The sequence below is a fragment of the Mesorhizobium sp. M0437 genome (assembly GCF_040321335.1).
Taxonomy (GTDB): domain Bacteria; phylum Pseudomonadota; class Alphaproteobacteria; order Rhizobiales; family Rhizobiaceae; genus Mesorhizobium.
Map to the genome: position 1 here is coordinate 38291 of NZ_JAMYRK010000015.1, position 20017 is coordinate 58307.

The 20017-nt window shown below is 59.2% G+C and carries 15 protein-coding genes and 6 pseudogenes; 13 read left to right on the forward strand and 8 right to left on the reverse strand.

The annotated features are described in order from the left end of the window. Window positions 1-176: 176 nt before the first annotated feature. The 4 genes from NKI72_RS12215 to NKI72_RS35430 all read left to right on the forward strand — a co-directional run bounded on the left by NKI72_RS12215 (window position 177) and on the right by NKI72_RS35430 (window position 2048). Window positions 177-713 carry a DUF7931 domain-containing protein gene (locus NKI72_RS12215; RefSeq protein ID WP_352693080.1) on the forward strand — a complete coding sequence of 179 codons (537 nt, stop codon included), beginning with the start codon at window positions 177-179 and terminating at the stop codon, window positions 711-713. Window positions 714-743: 30 nt separating this feature from the next. Then, window positions 744-1385 carry a hypothetical protein gene (locus NKI72_RS12220; protein WP_352693082.1) on the forward strand — a complete coding sequence of 214 codons (642 nt, stop codon included), beginning with the start codon at window positions 744-746 and terminating at the stop codon, window positions 1383-1385. A 226-nt stretch (window positions 1386-1611) separates the two neighbouring features. Further along, a complete protein-coding gene (locus tag NKI72_RS12225) occupies window positions 1612-1854 on the forward strand; it encodes a hypothetical protein (protein ID WP_352693083.1) in 243 nt (80 codons plus the stop codon). Beyond that, the gene (locus tag NKI72_RS35430; protein ID WP_502898264.1) at window positions 1851-2048 is read left to right on the forward strand and encodes a hypothetical protein; all 198 of its coding nucleotides are present in this window, start codon (window positions 1851-1853) and stop codon (window positions 2046-2048) included. The genes NKI72_RS12225 and NKI72_RS35430 overlap by 4 nt, the downstream gene beginning before the upstream one ends. Here NKI72_RS35430 and NKI72_RS35435 read toward each other — a convergent pair. From NKI72_RS35435 to NKI72_RS12240, 4 genes and pseudogenes are all read right to left on the reverse strand, one after another. Then, a pseudogene (locus NKI72_RS35435) lies at window positions 2024-2622 on the reverse strand (IS256 family transposase). The gene NKI72_RS35430 and the pseudogene NKI72_RS35435 sit on opposite strands and share 25 nt — an antisense overlap. Then, window positions 2556-2876: a transposase gene (locus tag NKI72_RS35440; protein WP_502898265.1), complete on the reverse strand. Its 321-nt coding sequence runs from the start codon at window positions 2874-2876 to the stop codon at window positions 2556-2558. The pseudogene NKI72_RS35435 and the gene NKI72_RS35440 overlap by 67 nt, the downstream one beginning before the upstream one ends. Before the next feature lie 622 nt (window positions 2877-3498). Continuing rightward, entirely contained in the window at window positions 3499-3786 is a 288-nt protein-coding gene (locus tag NKI72_RS12235; protein ID WP_081726247.1) for a hypothetical protein, read from the reverse strand. Window positions 3787-4384: 598 nt separating this feature from the next. Next, window positions 4385-4672: a hypothetical protein gene (locus NKI72_RS12240; RefSeq protein ID WP_352567760.1), complete on the reverse strand. Its 288-nt coding sequence runs from the start codon at window positions 4670-4672 to the stop codon at window positions 4385-4387. A 331-nt stretch (window positions 4673-5003) separates the two neighbouring features. Between NKI72_RS12240 and NKI72_RS12245 the strand changes: the two genes are divergently transcribed. Together NKI72_RS12245 and NKI72_RS12250 are read left to right on the forward strand one after the other, a co-directional pair. After that, entirely contained in the window at window positions 5004-6659 is a 1656-nt protein-coding gene (locus NKI72_RS12245; protein ID WP_352693085.1) for an MFS transporter, read from the forward strand. A 32-nt stretch (window positions 6660-6691) separates the two neighbouring features. Next, window positions 6692-7241: pseudogene (locus tag NKI72_RS12250) on the forward strand (ABC transporter transmembrane domain-containing protein); the annotation flags it as partial. On the opposite strand, the gene NKI72_RS12255 reads toward NKI72_RS12250, so the two are convergent. Continuing rightward, window positions 7216-7815, reverse strand: coding sequence for a cold-shock protein (locus tag NKI72_RS12255; RefSeq protein WP_352492847.1), 600 nt, complete (start codon window positions 7813-7815; stop codon window positions 7216-7218). The pseudogene NKI72_RS12250 and the gene NKI72_RS12255 overlap by 26 nt on opposite strands. A gap of 642 nt (window positions 7816-8457) precedes the next feature. On the opposite strand from NKI72_RS12255, the gene NKI72_RS12265 reads away from it, so the two are divergent. Continuing rightward, complete coding sequence (locus NKI72_RS12265) at window positions 8458-9420, forward strand: NUDIX hydrolase (RefSeq protein ID WP_352693089.1); 963 nt, start codon at window positions 8458-8460, stop codon at window positions 9418-9420. 7 nt (window positions 9421-9427) lie between these two features. Here NKI72_RS12265 and NKI72_RS12270 read toward each other — a convergent pair. Together NKI72_RS12270 and NKI72_RS12275 are read right to left on the reverse strand one after the other, a co-directional pair. Next, window positions 9428-9703, reverse strand: a pseudogene (locus NKI72_RS12270) (transposase); the annotation flags it as partial. A gap of 655 nt (window positions 9704-10358) precedes the next feature. Continuing rightward, window positions 10359-11128, reverse strand: a pseudogene (locus NKI72_RS12275) (isopentenyl transferase family protein). Window positions 11129-11777: 649 nt separating this feature from the next. Here NKI72_RS12275 and NKI72_RS12280 point away from each other — a divergent pair. Beyond that, window positions 11778-12116, forward strand: a pseudogene (locus NKI72_RS12280) (PIN domain-containing protein); the annotation flags it as partial. Window positions 12117-12343: 227 nt separating this feature from the next. Here the strand turns inward: NKI72_RS12280 and hemN are convergent. Beyond that, a complete protein-coding gene (hemN, locus tag NKI72_RS12285) occupies window positions 12344-13684 on the reverse strand; it encodes an oxygen-independent coproporphyrinogen III oxidase (protein WP_352693091.1) in 1341 nt (446 codons plus the stop codon). Window positions 13685-14201: 517 nt separating this feature from the next. On the opposite strand from hemN, the gene NKI72_RS12290 reads away from it, so the two are divergent. The 5 genes and pseudogenes from NKI72_RS12290 (at window position 14202) to NKI72_RS12310 (ending at window position 19834) form a co-directional block, all read left to right on the forward strand. Further along, the gene (locus NKI72_RS12290) at window positions 14202-14567 is read left to right on the forward strand and encodes a hypothetical protein (RefSeq protein ID WP_352693093.1); all 366 of its coding nucleotides are present in this window, start codon (window positions 14202-14204) and stop codon (window positions 14565-14567) included. Window positions 14568-14729: 162 nt separating this feature from the next. Then, entirely contained in the window at window positions 14730-15890 is a 1161-nt protein-coding gene (locus tag NKI72_RS12295) for a porin (RefSeq protein WP_352693095.1), read from the forward strand. Window positions 15891-15904: 14 nt separating this feature from the next. Further along, window positions 15905-16113, forward strand: a pseudogene (locus NKI72_RS35445) (bifunctional hydroxymethylpyrimidine kinase/phosphomethylpyrimidine kinase); the annotation flags it as partial. Window positions 16114-16516: 403 nt separating this feature from the next. Further along, window positions 16517-18049 carry a Fic family protein gene (locus NKI72_RS12305; protein ID WP_352693099.1) on the forward strand — a complete coding sequence of 511 codons (1533 nt, stop codon included), beginning with the start codon at window positions 16517-16519 and terminating at the stop codon, window positions 18047-18049. A 15-nt stretch (window positions 18050-18064) separates the two neighbouring features. Further along, entirely contained in the window at window positions 18065-19834 is a 1770-nt protein-coding gene (locus NKI72_RS12310; protein ID WP_352693101.1) for a prenyltransferase/squalene oxidase repeat-containing protein, read from the forward strand. The last annotated feature ends 183 nt before the right edge of the window (window positions 19835-20017 follow it).

Consider the following 20017-nt stretch of genomic DNA (forward strand, 5'->3'; position numbering starts at 1 on the left):
GTCTTTTAAAGTTTCCCACAGCGTTCGCGGCGTTTCGCACAGGGACCGTCTAACCTTCTGTATTTATTGACGAAAAGTTAACAACTCGTCTGTTGACAAAGACTCAGTTTGAATTATTCTCGCGGAGCGCGCGGCGGAACAAAAGACCTTCAGCCTCGTTGGGGGTGGTTATCACAATGAATGCTTACCGAGCACGCCTTAGACTAGCGGCCGCCCTTAGGGACGGCAAGCCAATTTACAATGGATCGCAGGACCATGCGTCAGCCATAGTTGAAGCTATGTTTGAACACGCAAATGAATCTGTGTCTATTCTTTCTGGCAAGCTTAATCCGCGCGTTTACGGGCAGAGCGAAGTTATAGAGCAGGCCTCTCTATTTTTGGCTGAGCCCGACCACAAGCTGAGGGTTCTGGTCGAGGACGGCTCTGAATCAAGCATTCAAGACCATCCGTTTTTTGAAAAGTTCATTGCCTATAAGAATGTTGAGGTGCGCGAAGTTCCCGCTGCTTATCAAGACTTGTATAAATTCCATTTTCTAGTAATGGATTCGGACAGCTATCGATTCGAGGCGGATAAGAGCGAGTGTGTCGCCGTTGCCGTCTTCGGAGATAAGGCTGGGGCGAAAAACATTGCAAATATTTTTGAAAGTTTGTGGGCCCCATCCACACCCATTGGCGCCTCTAGCCAGTCAGAAGCCATTAGGTCCGTCGCCTAGTAGCTGCTTGCACTGTGGGGCGTAGCTTTGTTGGCAGAGTGCGCCGCAGCAACTTCACTCGCACCAATGCTAGAGCCGGTTGCCGGCACTGCGTTGGCGGTAAACGTTGCATATCTGGCCCTTGTTAGATTCCGCTACCGAAGCAAAATACGCGATCACGCCAAGCAGAAAATTGAGAGCTTCCGAGGCGAGGACGGGCAGATTGCTGCAAACATATGCGACAACTTGTGGTTCCAGCGCGTAGCGCGGCTTGGTAGCCTATACGACAACGATGAGGACATTCCGGAGCCAAAGAAACGGCAAAAAATGCCAGATGGCTTTTGGGGTAAGTTCTATTCGAGCGTTTTCGAGTTTCACAGAGACGTAAAGGCGGTATCCGCCCTAGGATGTTTCTGTGCTTTCGTCCTCGCCGCTGGGACGGCCACCACGGTCAACCAATGGCTGTGGATGAACTGTTTATTTTCTACAGACTGGATCTGGATTTCGTTTTACCTGACGCTCCTAAGCGGCTTAGTCCCGGTTATGTGCGCACTCAGCGGGAAGAGAGTTGTTAAATGGGCTGCTGGCTACACGAACGAATGTGTTGGAGGCATAGGACAGCTTCTCAAAACCGAAGTGCAACAAGCTAAGCTTCCAGTGCTCCCGGTCGAGAAGGCAAAGGGCCCACGCTAAAGGCGCTTGGTGCGTTTGCTACATAAGACCGCACTTGTGCCTCCTGGCGAGTGTGAGGCCGCAGGAGCGAGGCATTTCAGCGCGGCGGGGGCCGCCGGATCTGGCCCCGCAGTGCTGGAGCAAAGCAAAGGCCGGTTTGAGACGATTCCGGGGATTTCTACGAGGCTGCTCGCGACGCCGGCATTGAGTTCAACAGCTCCTGAGCGGCATACGCGACCAAACCCGGTTGAGTGTCACCGCAGGGATGTTCCACGAGTGGGACAAACAGCTGCGGGACTGGCTGGTCCGCGAATTACGAAACTGGCATCGAGGGGATACGGCAGCTGCGAAGGTCTGGTCAGCGGATTTCGCCGAGATTGCAGACCTCCTGGAAAGTTTCGGCTGGAAAGTCCGAAGCACGGACTACTTCAAGACGCTCGATTCGCGCCGGTTGGTGGTCAACGTCTACAAGCACGGCGCCGGAAAATGAGCTATGACGGATTTTGGGTGACGGGGTTGATCAAGCGGCGCTTTGCGGCTTCATTTGATGACCTCGATCCCGTCCTGGAACCTCGCAACTGCGAGCAGTTTCGGCAACTGATTTTGTCCCTTCAATCGATGCCAGTATTTGGCGGCGGCCATGACGAGCTTGAAGACCATCAGCCTGGCGGTCTTCGACGATAGGGAGCCGTTCGTGTGTACCGTTCGGCGGCGAACGGTGCAAAGACGCTCTCGATCGGGTCCGACGTTTGCAGTTGATCCCAGTGTTCGACGGGGGAATCGTAGAACGCCAGCAACGTCTCGCGATCCTTCTTCAGGCAGTCGACCGCCTTGTTGTACTTCGCGCCGTATTTCTCGGCGAACACTTCGATCGCCATTTCGGCTGCTGAGCGTGCCGGCGCGCCGTAAATCTCGCGCAAATCCGTCTTCATGTCGGCCTGCACCGAGAGCGGCACCTTGTTCAGGACGTTGGCGGTCTTGTGCACCCAGCAGCGTTGGTGCCTAGTGCCGGGAAAGACCTCGTCGAGCGCCTTCCAGAGCCAAGCGCGCCATCGCCGACGGCAATATCGGGCGCGATCTTCAGGCCACGCCGCCTCACGTCGACCAGCAGCTCGCGCCAGCTTTGCGCACTCTCGCGAATGCCGGTCTGGAAGCCGACGAGTTCCTTTTTGCCCTCGGGCGTGGCGCCGATCAGGACCAGCATGCATTCGGCTTGGTCTTCCATCCGCGCCTGCAGGTAGACCCCGTCCGCCCACACATAGATATAGCGGCGCGCCGAAAGATCGCGCTTTTGCCAACGCTCGTAATCGGCGTTCCACTCAGCCGCGTGATCACCGAGGGTGAAAGGTTCGGCGCGTCCTTGCCCACAAGCGCGCTCAGCGCTTCCTGAAAATCGCCCGTCGAAACACCGCGCAGGTAGAGAACGGGAAGCAGCGCATCCAGACTTCGCGCCCGACGCGCCGATTTCGGCAGGATCGATGAGGCGAACCGCACCCGATCAAACCTCGCCATTCGCGCCGCGATCCCGGATCTTCACCCGCCTGACTGGCACCAGACCGATGCCCGTCTGGATGCTCCGCTCCGGGGCTTAGGAAACTCTATGCTCACGCAACAGGCGATGACCGGCCTCGCGAATATGGAAGTCCTCGTCCTCCCGTAAACGATGTGCCCAAGTAATGATGTCGTTTCTGCCCAGGAAGGGCTCCTTCAGCAGTGAGATTACCCTTTCTCGCTTTCCCGCCACTGGGCTGTCGTACCACGTCAGAAGTCGCGCAAGTCGATCAGGCGTTAGTAATTTTGGCCGTTTCAGCAGTAGGTCTAGAGCGGATAGACCCAGTCGACCATCGACTATCGCCTCAAATATGCGCCCGGCGGCCATTGGATCTGCTTCAAGGCGCTTATCTAGATGTTCACGCGCCAAAGTGGACACTTCGCTACGGCGATCCCCACTTAGCGCAATCAATCGATCAAGCTGTGGTGGCTTTAGAGAGCGAAGATCGCCCTTAGCAGGATGTGTCTCGGCGTGGGCGGAACAACGTTGTTTTCCTGTGTGGGACGCTCAGTCGTGACCCAATGTTCATATCCCGCTTCAAGCGTCTCGGTAAGTTCCGTGCAACCTTGTTCGGCGCCGCAGTTATTGAGGCGGCCGGCTTGGAAGCAGTTCCTTATGGCCCTCATGCATAAACCAGAGCACCCGTTTGAGATGACTGCGAAGGGCCTTACGGGCGCGGATGGGCTCTTTGACCGGATCGATACCCAGTACATCCAGCGCCATCTCCTCTTCGCTGGCACTGTCGGCGCAAGCGTCCATGAGCTTCAAATAGAGCTCGAAATGCTTGTCATCATATGCGGTTAGGCTTTCCGACCAGGGGACTTCCGTTGCAATGGTTGGATCAGGCGTTGGGCGCGATCTGCTTTTCATCCATGTCTCGCTTTGGCGATGAACCAGGCCCCCGTTCCAATTCAGAATATCTCCATCTAGCGCACTTTCAACCGTTCTCGGCCTTCTTCGGACAGTGCCCAATCGTTGCATATGGTCGTGGGTTCCAAATTGGCGCGCGGCTGCTCGCGACCAATACATCCTCAACTTGGCGAGGCGATGTAACGCCCGGCTGAACCAGAATGGCGCGGCTATTGAGCATCGCCGATTGGATCGAACCTCTTATTTTAGCTTCGCGATAATCTTGTCTGGATGCTTGCAAGCGTCCATCATGCCGCCGTACATACGCTTAAGGATCTCGCCCATCACCGTACGAGCAGCAAACATTTCCAAACTCGATCTTGCAACTTGAGGCTTTGCGTTACTGCATAGCTGCATTGCACAAAGTGTGTTTGCGCATTGCACAACTTTTAGCCATTAAGCTTACAGCTGATGCACGCGATGGTTTCCTCCCATTCCATCGTATCAGCTGTTCCCCTCTGAAGGTTTTGACTTTACACCTAAAGGGCCTCGGTTTTCCGATGGCCCTTTTTTTTGGCGGTCGCCACGTCGTCAATTGCAACGCGGCGCGATCGCCGGTTCAGCCATCAGACTTTGGAACCATTTCTGCCCGGCCAATCCCTCCCGACAAAAGTCTGATCTTCACCAGCCTTCTACGGGCAAGCGTTCGCGCCAGGAGTTCAAAGCCGCGTCCGTAACATTCGACAATGAAAGCCAATGTCATCAGGTCGAGCAGAAACTCGTCAATCGCATGTGTGAGCGCATCAGACTTTTGTTCGAATTGAAGTAGCAGGGCGCGGGCGTCTTCGATCGCGGCGTGGCAATCGTCTGCGTCAAGCAGGGAATTGATCCTGTCAAAGATCTGCAAGCGTCCTCACTTTTCGGAAGCCACACTCAGCATCGAACGCCGCTGATGAGTGAGTTTCCAACAAAAGAACAGGGTAACGTTTCGCGAAAAATCGCTCGGCAGCGCGTCGAACGAGCATGATGCCTCAAATGACATGTGAATTCCGGCTCACCAACATGTCGTCGAAGGCGAGTGAGCCGGCCCATGTCTGCGTCCCGGCCGCCAGACCACTGGTCAGGAGGAACTGTGGCCACATCGTCGGAGACAAATGGGTCCATCTATTCTTCCAGCCGCCACGGTTCAGCCTAGATTACATGGGAAGCGACAATAACGGAAAGCAAAGGATCGCAAAATGAGTAGGGTGGCTGGATCAAACGAAGATTTGGCTGCACCAACGACCTTTGGGCCACTTCTGCAGCCCACCTTTCGCTCGATCTGGCTCGCCACGCAGGTTTCAAGCCTCGGCTGGTTGATGCAGACTGTCGCCATCAGCTGGCTGATGGCAACGATCTCGACTTCCGATCTGATGGTTGCGTTGGTTCAGGCTTCATCGAACCTGCCCGCCTTCGTCTTGTCTGTCTTCGCCGGGGCTCTCGCTGACAATTTCAGCCGGCGCCGGGTCATGTTCGCCGGTCGGTGCCTTATGGTGACTGCCTCCGCGATGCTGACCGCATCGGTGGCGCTGGGCTTTGTCAGTCCGTGGATGATCCTCGGCTTCAGCTTCTTGATCGCAAGCGGCGGTGCTCTCAATGATCCGGCCTGGCAAGCGTCGGTTGGCGATATTGTGGATCGACGAGATGTTCCCGCTGCCGTCACCCTGCTTTCTGTTGGATTCAATACCGTCCGGACTGTGGGCCCGGCGCTCGGCGGCATTGTAGTTGCCTCGTTTGGCCTTATGGCGGCATTCGCGGTGACCACGCTCACCTATTTCGTACCCTTGGCCACTATTTGGCGCTGCAAGTGGAAGGTTCGTTCTTCCCCTCTTCCACGCGAGTCGATGAGGACGGCGATCTATGACGGGCTGCGCTTCACGGCGATGTCATCGGAAATCAAGGCCGCGATCGCGCGCGGAACCCTCTTTGGCTTGGCGAGCATCGCCATACTCGCGCTGCTGCCGGTGGTTGTCCGCGACCAGCTGGGAGGAGGCCCGCTCGCCTATGGTGCGCTCATGGCCGGCTTCGGGACCGGAGCCGTCTTCGCTGGCCTCTCCAACAGCCTGTTCAGACGGAGCTTGTCGCAGGAGCGGCTGATGAGGCTCTCCTGCGTCGCCTGCGCGGCGTGCTCACTTTCCCTGGCACTGACAACTTCGATCGGGGTGGCGGCAATTGCACTCGCTTTGGGCGGCGCGGGCTGGGTCACCGCCTGGTCAGGGGTCGGTGTGAGCGTGCAGCTGGCAAGCCCGCGCTGGGTCGTGGGGCGCACCATCTCGATCTACTATGCTTTGATAGATGGTGGCATCGCGCTCGGCAGCTGGGTGTGGGGCACGGTGGCCGAAAACCATTCGCTGGCCCTGGCGCTGGAGGGTTCCGCTGCCTCCCTGATGTTCGTCGCTGCAGCCGGCGTTCTGTTTCCTCTTCGCGAGCGCCGCGACTCAGAGCCCGATCCTCTGGAGGAATTCGATGCCCCGGCTGTCGCTCTCAATCTGAAGCCGAGAAGCGGCCCGATCGTGGTCAAGATCGAATATCTGATAGCCGAGAGAAATGTCGAGGCCTTCCTCGACCTCATGCGGCAGCGGCGTCATGTACACAGCCGCGTCGGTGCTCGGAACTGGACGCTCCAGCGCAACCTTCAGAAGCCTATGCAGTGGACAGAAACGTTCCGAACGCCGACCTGGACCGACTACCTTCGCCTCAATCATCGTCTCACGGAAGTAGACAAGGAACTGGACGAGCGTGTCTTCCAGTTACACGCGGGAGAGAAAGCGCCTCAAATGACGCTTTCGATTGAGCGGCCGACAAGCTCGGCCCGGAAACCCGACCAGTCAATCCTTCACCTTCCCCGTCATTGAAGCCTGACCTTCCCATATCTGGGCATCAGCGATCGTTAAAGATCCGGGTGATGGATGAGAATCTCGGCGGCATCCGTGTCGTGCGTGCCTTCGCCGCGCAGCCGCACGAGCTGGAAAAGTTCGACCGCCCCAAGCAGGACGCGCCTTGATCTCGCCAATGAGCGCGTTGACATCCGTGTCGGCAACACCAGCGCCATGAATTTCTCGTTCCTGACCGCCATGGGCCTGGTGCTCTGGTTCGGTGGCCAGAAAGTGATCGCAGGTCAAATCAGCGTCGGCACGCTGGCCCTGTTGCTCCCCTTCATGACCATTCTACAGATGCCGGTGCGCTAGCTCGGATTGATGGTCAACTCGTTCGCGCGCGCCTCGACCTGCGGCACGCGGCTGTTCGAGTTGCTCGACGCCGAACTTGACATCGAGGACGCGGCGGGCGCCAGGGATCTCGTCGTCACCGACGGCGTGCTGCGCTTCGACAATGTCGGTTTCTGCTACGCGGGCTCGGGCGACCGCCCGACGCTCTCCGGCATCTCCTTCGAGGCGAGCAATGCATCGCCGTCTAGGCAAGGCGAATGCTCCGGACTTCCCAGCCTTTCTTGCCTTGCCCGCATTCGACAAACACCTTCTGTCCCGCCACCAGCACGCTGAGCCCTGAGCGCGTCAGGGCGCTGGCATGAACGAAGACGTCCTTCTCACCGTTGTCAGGAGCAATGAAGCCGAAGCCCTTTTCGGGTTTGTACCACTTGACCGTGCCCCCGCTCTCCAGCTGCGCACCGGTTTCAACGAAGGTCCCTCCAGCGACGCGCGTATGTGACGGAGTTTTCGCGCGGTGATCGCCGATCTCCAGCACCTGCGCGACTTGATGACCTTTTGGACTTTTTTCGACCGTGATCTTGAGAGGCGTTCCCGCGGCAACATCCCGGCTTCCGGCCGCCTCTAACACTCGCACGTGCAGATAGGCCTCCGTGCCGTCCGACAGTTTGACGAAGCCAAAACCCTTGCTGACTGTGAACCACAATACCTCCGCATCGACAGGATCTGCCGTCACGGTCGGCGGGCGCTGAAAATAGCTTGGCTCGGAAGTCCGTTCCGAAAAGGAAACGGGGTCATCGTCATAGCGATGCCGGCGTGGCTCGCGATGGTCTCGATATTTGCCCATGATCATCTCGAGTGGCATGGATGGCGCACTGCGCTACCGTCAAGATAATCTCAATCGGGCGACGCGTTTATGTCAAAAAGGCCGTGAAGACCGCAGCTGTGCCCGGCCTATCGGCCGAACCCTTTGAAACTAGATTCATTTCCCCTGAAACAATAGTGCCGGCGAGTCGATTTACTGACTCGCATAGGTTGTGTTGGAGCGAGAGTGCGATGATGCTGGCGCGGGCGCACTGGAAGGGCTTTATCAGGCATTGCGGAAAGCCTGCTCCGGGTTTCTTCAAAAGGAACCGAACGGCGGTCGACGACCATTTGCGCCGGCTCCAGGCCACGGGGCAGGCCTGACCGTGCATGATCATCATCTCCAGCGTCACGCCCAGCGTCGACGCCAAACCGTGGAGAACCATGCCGCGCTGTCGCCGACGAGAACAACGTCGCAATGTCGATCGACGAGCTTTGAATCGGCGCACTCAATGGGCCTCCTTCCCCAAGCACGGATGTCGCGTTGGCACTTTTTGTGCAACTGCGAAGAGCTAAAATCGCCACGACGGGTGGTGTTGACGCGCCGACAATTATCAGACAAAAACGGAATTCAATCGGTTCAGCCGCCTACGCGGCAGGGCTCTGCTCAACGACGTCGGGGACCATGGACGATCGCGCAAAAGGGATTAGGAAAGGCGGAGCTGGAGGCAAGGCCAACGACGTCAATGCGGACTTGATCGCCGTTGTGGTCGCCATGGACAGCAGCGCCCCCTGCGTTCTGACCATCCCGCAGGCAAACGCCCTGCCCTCCGGCCCGTTCGAGCTTGCTCACCGTTCGCTGCAGTCGGGCCTCAGGGGATGGGTGGAACAACAGACCGGCCAGCCGCTCGGCTATATCGAACAGCTCTACACCTTCGCCGATCGCGACAGGGTTGGCGCTGACGACCGCGTGGTCTCTATCAGCTATCTGGCGCTCACCCACCAAGACGAAGCTGGCGACCCGGCCGGGCGACACTGGGGAAGCTGGTACGACTATTTCCCGTGGGAGGATCACCGCTCCGGCACACCGGCGGTCGTGTTGGACGAATTGCGGCCGCGCCTGATGGAATGGGCGGATGGCACTGACGACGGTACGACACGCCTCGACCGACGACGGCGGGCGGCGATCGCCTTCGGCTTTGACGACCGCCCTTGGAACGAGGAACTCGCGCTTCAACGTTATGAGCTGCTCTACGAAGCCGCCCTGGTGGAGGAAGCAATACGCGCCGGACATTCCGCTGCGCCCACCTCGGTGTCGGGCAGATCGATGATCGCCGATCATCGTCGCATCCTGGCGACCGGCATTGCGCGGCTGCGCTCCAAGATCAAATACCGGCCGGTCGTATTCGAACTGATGCCGCCGGTCTTCACGCTTTTGCAGCTGCAGCGCACCGTGGAGGCGCTTGCCGGCAGGCTCGTGCGTAAGCCGAACTTTCGCCGGCTGATCGAGCAGCAGGAGCTGGTCGAGGAGACCGGTGAGACAACCTCGGAAACCGGCGGCCGGCCGGCGCAACTTTATCGCTTCCGTCACGCCGTTCTCGACGAGAGGGTGATAGCCGGAACAAAATTGCCGCTCTCGCGGGCTTGACCCGCCTTGCGCCAGCAGCCCTGAGGATGTCGCGGACGGCTTGGCCCTTGTGAGAACCGGGATTGTCGAGAATGACGATGTCGCCCGGCTTCAGTGTTTTGTTGAGTTCGGTTTCGACATAGACGCGAAAGGCCTGCGTATTGATGGGTCCGTCAATGACCCAAGGCGCCTCCACCCGATCATGCCGCAGCGCGGTGATGAAGGTCATCGTCTTCCAATGGCCATATGGTGCGTGGGCCATCAGCCGCTTGCCGCGCACACCCCAGCCGCGCAACGGCGCCATGTTGGTCTTGACCCATGTTTCATCCAGGGAGACCGGGCGCGTAGGGTCAATGCGGGTCTGATAGTGCATCCATTGCGCACGCCCGCGCATCAGCTTTGGCTTGAGCTGCTCGGCCGGCAGAACGGTTTTTTTGAAGCTCTTGCCCTCGCGGTGCAGGAAGCGACCGACGCTCGCAGGAGACCACGTTCAGCCAGTGCCGCCGTCAATTGATGAAGCGTCATGTTGGCATCTCGCTCAACCTCGCCCAGGACGAAAGCACGGTGCTCCCCGTCGATCAGGCCGATGACCACCCATCTTGCCGGGTGCCGCACTGCCACGGCGACGCTTGCGGCCTCGGGCGTTTCCTGGGCGAAGGCGGTGGCGATGAAAGCCGAGACGACGCCACAGACTGGGCTGGCGGATAGTAGTTCGCGAGTCAGCCACGGTAGCGGTCGCTACGAAGCGCGCAGCACTTTGTCATCGGTACATTCCGTCCCATGCCTGAAATGAGCAGTGCAGCCATGTCGCCTCCTCCGCAGTCACCGTGGCGAAAGCAATCCTTCCGCTGCCACACGGACCTAATGTCGCCTGGCACTAGCTTGCTTCAGCAAACCACTTAGCGCAATTCTCAGGAGCTACCGTGCCCGCACCGCAGGCGAGGTCCGGGGAGGCTTGCTCACTCAGTTTCCCATTCTGGAAAGTCGCGTTCTTGCCAACGCGCATATTCGAGATATTCTCTCGCAATCGCCTCTACAAGATCTTGTTGGAGCTCTTTGCGAAGGCACGGCATTTCGCTGATTGCCAAGCTGTGCTCTCTCGCAAAACGAATGGCGCAACGATATCCGTCAACGTCTTCCAAAGTGGGACGGACTGCATCTTCCTTCCACTGATCCGCAAGTTCCTGCAGCAATGAAGGTTGTCCTTCTCTTGTGACAAACATGTCTGTGACCCGACGCTTGGCTCTCTCCAGAAAGGCGTCCGAGTTGCCGAGCCGCAACCGCCTTACATGCCACCGAAAAGCGCCATCCCAATGCTGACTCGCGCCATTAAATTGAGAAGGGAGATCGAACCGCCTTCGAGGATGAGCCCCGGCTGGGAACTACGCTCATCCACTTGCATTATCAGCTTACGATGGGCGGTCTCGGCGTCGATTATGCCCGCGGTTAGCGGGCGCGAATCCAAGTAGATCCGCTGGGTAGATTGCAGTTCGGAATCCGAGGGACGCCCGCTGCCGGTGGCGATTTGAGGACAGCATTGTACACGATCCAGCGCAATGACCGGCCATCCGGTCTCTCGTGCAATTTGGATTGCCGCGTCTGTTTTGCCGCTGCAGGTCGGCCCGTAAATCAAATAGATTAGCATGTGTATGCCGCTTAGGTTATCGGAACTAACCGCCCCCCAAGCACAAGATACTCGGTAGGCTTTCACCGGACTTGTCGCAAACATTTTGACAAGCGGCGATTATGCCCTGAAACGACGCCATTTTCGAACTTTGTGAAGTCCGAAAGGGCGCAAGCAGCCCGTTCTGGTCGTTCAGTCCAGTCACCAACGCCTCTGTTTGACGTTTGACGACGGTCCACTTAGCACATCTCATGCCGACCGTGACGCAACGCGGCACCGCAGGATGGTGACCTCGTTGTCTCCGGCAAAAGATCCTTGCGCGTCTTGGGTTAATCGAGGCGGCGGCGCACGGGCGCCTTATTGTCTCGGAACATGGCCAGGAAGGCGGCTGATCAACAAAAGTGGAAGACGGTGTCCCGACGACCTCACCGATTTGTGAGGCGACCGAGGATCTGCCCGACATCGTCGATCTCGTCCTCGAGGTGGGCCGTGTGCCGGCCGCGCCGCCAAAGCCTCCTCCCCTGCCGGTCCGGCTGGAAGCCTCGTCGAAACGGCACAGGAGTACACCAAAGCCGCCAGCGCGCAAACACACAGACCGCCGGCGGAAGGATTTGGCGCTTTTTGCGTGGCGTCCGCTCCGATTCCCCGGAAGGGCAGCTGGCTGCTGTTTTCTGGGCACTCGCTGCGCATCGCCGCTGCGCAACGCCGAACTGGACATCGAGCGGCTACGCGATGAACCGCATGGTCTGCCATTGTGAGGCTCTTGCTCGACACTAATGGCCTCTCCGAGGTGACGAGGCCGAGCCCTGACGCGCGCGTGCTGGAATGGATCACGGGCTCGATGAAGACCGCTCATTTATCAGCGTTGTGTCGATCGCCGAGATCCGGCGCGGCGCTGCCCTCATGGACAAAGGTCGGAAACGTGACGCACTGGCCGGATGGCTCGCCCGGGACCTGCCGCAGCGCTTCGAGCCGAGAGTCCTGCCCGTGGAAAACTGGTTGTCCTGGCCTGGGCGACCTGACGGGCCTCGCGAAGCGGCGTGGCCGCGGTCTGTCATCGATGGACGGGCTGATTGCAGCCACCGCGATTTCCTGACCCATCACATGGCGGGGATATTCATGCGCTGACGGCGAAACACCCAGATGCCCCGCACCTACCACGATCAATATGGAAACGCCTCGGTGGCAGCCACGAGGTCGATGTCATTGAAGATGAGATGAAATAGGCGGATCAGCTCTGCTTTTCGCATCCTTGACGCGCGCTTCATGACAGGCCTCGGCCGAGGGCGTCGAGTTTAGCTTCCGGTTGGATGCTTGCCCTCACCTGTGGCTATGCCTACGGCCATCCCGATCGAGAAAAGCATCGAACGCGGCAGCGACAGCGCGAATTACAAAGCGATGCTCCCGCCGTACGCGGACAAAACCGTTTTCGAAGTCCACTATCCCGTCCTCGGCCAGCATCGCCAAGCGTTCAGCTGAATCGAGAAGACGGATCGGATCAGATCCGTGGGCGGCACAGATTGCCTGCACATCGGCCTCGAGATCGCACATTAGTCGCTCGATAATTGCGGCTCGCACGCGGTCGTCGTCGGTGAGGCGATAGCCCTTTGACGTCGCCAGACGGCCAGCTGCGATGTGCTGGATGTAGGAATCCCGTGTAACTTCGTTTTGGACGTACCCCTCGCCGACGCGGCCGATAGCCGACGCGCCGAAACCGATCAGGGTTCTGCAGGTGGTGGCCGAGTAGCCCAGCGAGTTACGCCGCAGGCGACCCGTTTTCTGTGCCAGCGCGAGCTCGTCGTCCGGCAAGGCGAAATGGTCGAGTCCGATCTCGCGGTAGCCGGCGGCAATCAGCGTCGCGGCCACGGCCGCATACTGTTCGGCGCGGGCAGCGCTGCCCGGAAGAACTGCCTCCTCGATGAGGCGCTGATTCTTTATAAGCGACGGGATGTGCGCATAGCCGAACACCGCAAGCCGATCGGGGCGCATTGCGACCGCCGCCCTCGCGGTCTCAACGCAGGACTGCACCGTTTGATGCGGGAGACCGAAGATGAGGTCGAAGTTGATGCGGCTTACTCCATGCCGGCGCAGCATTTCCACGGCAGCCGACGTCTGCGCCTCACTCTGAACCCGGTTGATTGCTTTTTGAACAATGGGATCGAAGCTCTGCACGCCGAGACTCACACGGTTCACGCCGGCTGCTCCTAAGGCCTCGGCCATCTCGGCCGTGAACGTGCGCGGATCAATCTCGACGGCAACCGTAGCTGTTTTCGTGAGAGCGAAGCGGCGTCGCAGGAACTCCATCAGAGCCAGGAACTCGGCTGGTCCTATGAGAGACGGCGTTCCGCCGCCGAAATGCATGTCGCTCACGGGCAGCGTCTGCGGCGCTCGCTCCGAGACCAAACGGATCTCGTCACGCAGGGCCGCCAGATAGTTGAGGATCGGCGCATCATGGCGGGTGATGGTGGTGGGGAAGCCACAATACCAGCAAGCTGATCGGCAGAACGGAACGTGGAAATAGAGCGACACCGGATGGTCAGCCGGCAGGTTCCTGAGCCATTCCTCATAAGCCTCGGCGCTGACCGCCCCAGAGAACTCCGACACAGTCGGATAGATAGTGTACCAAGGCAGGCCGGCCTCGCGATATTTTGTGGTCTGCAACAGTTACCGTCCCATGCTGATAACCGCCAACCTTACCGCTGCGCTCGCCTGTGTCTTTGCGCTATGTCAGTCCGTTCCGCTTTGGGCTCGAAACTTGTATTTCTCAGCAATAGCGGCCGTTCAGTCTTGGCTGGACGGTCAGCGACTGGCCATGGCTGTTCCCGCCGCGACCCTCACGCGCACCGTTTGGTTCCACCATCCCTTCCCTTCAGCCTGGGCCTGGTCGACTAGATTCTGCTGAGCGCGGCTGCCGCATCCAACGAGATAACACGGCGTTGGGACCGGACTTTGCTCGCCAGCTAGCGCAGCCCCATAGTGATCTCTGGCATCTCGATGAGCTCGTTGTGTGAATTGCTGGCAAAGAGCACTAGCTGTGGCGCGCCGTCTATCAGGACGAGAGGCTGCTCGACGCGACCGTCAGGTCGGCCGCAATGCCAAGGCCGGCGCGCCTACTGACTCCGTGGTGGAGGCAAGGCTGCGCGTCAGCGCGTGATTACCGATCATCGCGCTCGCCAAAATGACGGCGTCGTACCGAGCGGTGCCGCCGCATGATGTCTCAACGTCGGGGCTCACAGCAAACAAAGCTGTCGCCATTGAACGAAACTGTCGCGAAGCGAACAGACGAACCGTAGCCGAAACGTTTGCCGTTCGTGCTTGGGTTGATCCGCAAGGCAAAAAGGAAGGAAGAGCGAACCAAGGTCCGCCGGCACACTTGAGCTTCAAGCCGCAGCTGCGTCGTCAGGATGGCACGTCATTTGCAGTAGAAGCCTTTGTGACGGCCCGCCCACAACTAGCGGAGATGACGGGGATGATTTGTACAGAAATGTTGGATGGAGTCGTTTCGGCGATTATTATTTTTGTAATAACAATCGCATGTTTGTAACAATAACACCCAATAATATTCTCAATTTCTGATGAATATCTGGCGTGACGAGCGCATCAAAACTGCTCAAATTCAACTCGATGCGCATCGTTATCGACTGTTTCCTTAGCAAGAGTTCATCACTGACGTCCATTCCTTTTACTCTTTGAACGGAGATCAACAATGAACATTAGGAGCCTCCTCCTCGGCTCAACTGCGGCACTGATTGCCGTTTCCGACGCTCGCGCCGTGACCGCCGTTGCCGAGCCTGACCCGACTGAGTACGTTAAAGTCTGCGACGTCTACGGCTCGGGCTACGTCTACATTTCAGGCACTGAGACCTGCGTGCGCATCGGCGGCTATGTCCGTTACGACGTCGGCTTGGGCCATGTCGGATTGGTTGATCACGCAAGAACCTCGGATGTGAGGACTGGTGAGGATCAGGGCACATGGCAAAACAACACGCGCTTCACATTGAAAACTTGGACCGGCCAGGAGACCGAACTCGGCACGTTGAAGACCTACACCGAAACCCGCATGAACTTCGGCAACCGCGGCGCTTCGGTTTCGGACAGTTCTCGGCCCTATGCCTTCAACGGAGACAGCACCTTGACTTTCGCCTGGATTCAGCTTGGTGGCCTCCGAGTTGGTAAGGACTGGTCGGCCTTCGACATGTTTATTGGCGGCGCAGGTGACGTACTCAACCAGACGCCGGTTCCGTACGGCCCTTTCGATACCAATGTGGTTCAGTACTACTTCGACGCCGGGAACGGCTTTTCGGCCGTGGTTTCGCTCGAAGAAGGCTCGGGCGTGGTCGGCACAATCGACAGCTACGCACCGCACGTAGTCGGCGGCTTGAAATACACACATGGCTGGGGCGCGATCACCGGCGTTGCCGCTTATGATAGCAACTACGAATCGGTGGCCGCCAAGGTCCGTGTCGACATCAATGTCACCAACGAACTGTTGCTGTTCGGAATGCTCGGCTACGGTTCCAACGGCAAGCTCAACGACGACTCCACGAACGCCATCGACGCTCATGGTCGCGGCTTCTATAAGAGTTGGGGCGGGAACTGGGCTTTCTGGGCTGGCGCCACTTACAAGCTCAACGAGACAACTTCGTTCAACCTTCAGCTCTCCGGTGATCAGCTCAAGAACCATGGTGTCGCTGCAAACGTCGCCTATGCGTTTCTTCCAGATTTCACAGTTACGGCGGAACTCGACTATGGCCGATACGGTAACTTCGCCGTCGGCAAGGTGGACGGCGCTTCCAACATGAATTGGACCAACGCCAACAAGAAGAGCAGTGTCGGCGGAATCCTGCGTTTCGAACGCTCATTCTAACGGATGAAAGGGCGCTGAGGCAGGCATCGCATGTACTTGTCGTCGGCGGATCGGACTCCAGTGGGGGTGCCGGAATCGCGCGCGATATCGAGACGCTCTCCTCCATGGGCGTGCGCAGCTGCCTTGCCGTCACTGCGGTGACGGTGCAACACACGACAGCGTCACGGACATCCTTCATCTGCAACCCGGTCTGGTGGCCGATCAGATGCGTGCAGCGATCTCGCGGGCGTCGCGGCGTAGTGAGCGCGGGCGCGGCCGTGATGATCGTGGCGGGAGGGAGAGGTAAGGAGCGTCTTTCCTTTGAGAATTCGCGTTTACGGGTACCCACGATGCACAACGGGCGAGTTTTTCAAAGAGGCGCGTCCTCCTTCGAAGCGCTTCGGAGGGCCAGGCTCTAGGCTCGCCCCGAGCCCCTGCGTAGCCTGCGGGGGAGCTGGGTCTCGGCCCATCCGGGTAACGATCCTTCGCGCGGCTATGGAAACGATCGCATTTGCCGATTATCGCATAAAAAACTTGTTATCGCACGACTAAAAAAACTTGCAACTCCACAGCATCATTGACTTGTCGCCTATCAGCACTATACACTTGTAATCGCACAGCTCCTAAAAACTTGCAAAGGCACAGCCATGGCCAAGCCCCATGAAAAACTCGCTGTATCACTGGCCGTCCTCAAAGAGCTGCAGGAGGGTGGGCGGCGCATATTCAAATCAGATGAGCTGACCCGCGTCCACCGGGAGCGGCTGCTGCAGAACGGGTTCCTGCGCGATCTTATCAAAGGCTGGCTCATGTCGACCGGCCCGCAGGCACAGCAGCAAGACACCACCCCCTGGTACGCGAGCTTCTGGGAGTTCTGCTCCCTTTACTGCAATGACCGGTTCGGCAAGGACTGGTTCCTGTCACCGGAGCAGTCGCTGCTTCTGCACGCGGAAGCGCCCACTATTCCGCCTCAGGTGGTGGTGAACACCCCCAAAGGCACGAATAACAAAATCGACCTGCTGTTCGGCACTTCGCTCTATGACCTCAAGGTCAAGGAGATGCCGGCCGAACTGACAGAGAAAAACGGCCAGCGCGTGTTCACTGTCGAGGCCGCCCTTACCCGGGTGCCGGAAGCGTTCTTCCAGCGCGCCCCTGTCGAGATGCAGATCGCCATGGCGTCGGTGCGCGACGTATCAACCGTTCTGGCCCTGCTGCTTGATGGCGGCCATTCCGCCGTGGCGGGACGGCTTGCGGGGGCCTTCCGTCGCGTAGGACGCGACTCCTTTGCCGATGAAATCGTGGCCGCCTTCAAAGCCGCCGGCTATGACGTGCGCGAATCCGATCCGTTCGCGGGACAAATTGGACTGACAACCATTGCGGCGGGCGTACCGCCGTTGGTCGCCCGCCTGCGCGCGATCTGGCAATCGCAGCGCGAAGCCATCATCGAGATATTCCCGAAGGCACCCGGACTGCCGTCCGACAAAGACGCCTATATGAAGTTCGTCGAGGATATCTACGAAAGCGACGCCTACCATTCGCTGTCGATAGAAGGGTACAGCGTCACCCCGGAACTCATCGACCGGGTGCGCGAGGGGAGCTGGAATCCGGAGATTGATGAAGAGGACCGCAAGAACCGGGATGCGCTTGCCGCGCGTGGCTACTACCTCGCATTCCAGAAGGTCAAAGACTCTGTTGCCGCGATCATCAACGGCAAGCCAGCCGGCGCGTTGACGCGGGACACTCACCGGGAGTGGTACCGGGAGCTGTTCGCGCCGTCAGTGACCGCCGGCATCCTCAAAGCCAGCGCGCTTGCGGGATATCGCAATCACCCTGTGTACCTGCGCGGCTCGCAGCACGTGCCGCCGCGTACCGAAGCGGTGGCCGATGGTATGAATGAGCTGTTCGACCTGCTGGAGGCGGAGAAGGAGGCCTCCGTGCGTGCCGTGCTGGGGCATTGGCTTGTGGGCTATGTGCACCCCTATCCGGACGGCAACGGACGGATGGCGCGGTTCCTCATGAACGCGATGCTGGCTTCAGGCGGTTACCCCTGGACAGTCGTCAGAGTCGATGACCGGAAGGCCTACCTCGCAGGGCTGGAGGAGGCGAGCGGCAATATGAATGTGAAAACATTCGCCGCCTTTCTCGCCGAACGGGTGAAGTGGTCTATGGAGAAGGCGGCGTGAGGTCGGTGGTGTGCCATGTTTAACTTGCTTGTCTCGGGCCACGGCGAGTGGTGGGAAACGCCGCCGTTCACGTCAACCATTGACCGGTTCAAGGAATATAGCGGCGCCGAGGCCGAGGCTATCGACCTCGCGCGCCCTGAAACATTGCGCCGGCTGGAGGAAATGCCGGCGCTGTTGATGTACGAAGTCGGGGCGGGAGGCCCGCACGCGCGCGTGGTCCGGCACGGCCGCATACGCAATATCGTTCGGCGCGGACACGAACTGGCCTTCACCTTCGAGCCCGATCCGGAACATGCCTTTCTCGACCGGTCAGCCGTGTTGAGAATTGCGGACCGGCTGGGCATTCAACAGTTCGAACAGCACCGTACGCACTGGGCGATCAAGGATGGTGACATTCCGGCCGAGCTGATTGCCACCGGCACCGCTGAACGGGCGCAGCGCACCGTTGCCGTGGTTGCGGCAGAATATGTAGAAGCGCGCCGCGAGGGACGAAGGAGAGAAGCTGCCGAACTGGCCGAAGAACTGGAGGATTTTCCTCCCTCGCTGGAGAAAGCACTGTCGCTCGTGCCGGCGCGTATCCTTCAGCAGCCGACACCCGAATTATACCCGATCCTTGGGATAGAGCCCCGCACGCCCGAAGGCCGCAACGCCGTCGTGGCCGTCGTCGCAAGGGATCACAATGGGCAGGACTTGCCTGCCGACTGGTCTTATTCGCTGGCGTGGTTCCTGGACCTTTACGGCAGCGCGACGGAAGCGGGGCGCCTTGACGGCGCGCTGGCCGAATGCGCAACGCATATGATCGCGCTCGGCACTGGCGAGGGAGAAGCCGCCGCCCCGGTTGAAGATATCGGCTACGCACTCTGGCGCTGTTCGCGAAGCCCGAAACTTATCGGCGATCTGCGCCGGGAAATTGCGGTCCTGACTGATCGCCTCGTGCGCCGCCAGGAGGGTGGGGGCTACTGGAATGAAACTAGAGAAGGGGTTCCCCGGCCCGGCCTGCGCGCCACGGCCCTTGCGACAGTCGCCCTTCAGCGGCTTGGCGATGACCGCTACCACGACGCAATTCGGAAAGCCGTGTCATGGCTGATCACACAAGTTATTCCTGACACGGGCGCGCTTCCGCGCGACGCGGGCGACGACGATCCCGAGGTCATCGCCACGACACTCGCGATGGAGGCTATTCGCCGGTCTGATTTTGTCGATCACGTGCCCCACGTGCTGGCGGCTGGAGATGCCTGGCTGGTCTCCGGTCAGACCGTGCTGGGAGGCTGGCAGGCAGAGCCGTGGGCAGAGGATTTTGTCGCGGCCTTGGTGCTTGAATATCTTGCGCGCCAAAACGAGATGCTGCCGCAGGTCGATGGCTTTCTCCTGATGGCGCGCGACTTCTTCCGCAAGGCAGAAGAGCTGCAGCTGGAAGGCGGCGCCAATAATCGGCGGCTTGCTGCAATAGCGACCGTGCATGCTGTGGAAATGTTCCTTTATGGGCTGTTTGAGCGGCGGGAAGATTTGGCGCTGTCAGCCTTCCGCGAAAACGGCACTGAGACGCTCGGCCCCCGGGAAGCGCTCGGCGCTCTGCAGGCTGCGTTGCAACGGATCGGGGTGCTGCACGCGCCGCAACGGCTGTCCCACCGCGACAATCTGAGTGCGTTGGTCGGGCGGCGTGACGGGATCATCCATCGCGCTCACGAAATTAGCGAAGCGGAACTCAGAGACGGGATGAAGCATGCCCGGCGCTTTATTGAAAAGTATGCCCGGTCGCTGCTCGACTTGAATCTGTTGCAGTGAATGTACGTGATTGAGGGGGATGATGAAAAGAAGCGATATTCCAAAGGATGTTATGCCGGCTATTCCGCAAGGCCGCGGAAGAATATGGGGGCAGCGATGCCCCGGCGACATGGCCCCGGATGTGCTGATGACCGGACGTTACCAGTTCGGCAGCAACGAGCGCCGATGGCGACGACATTCTCG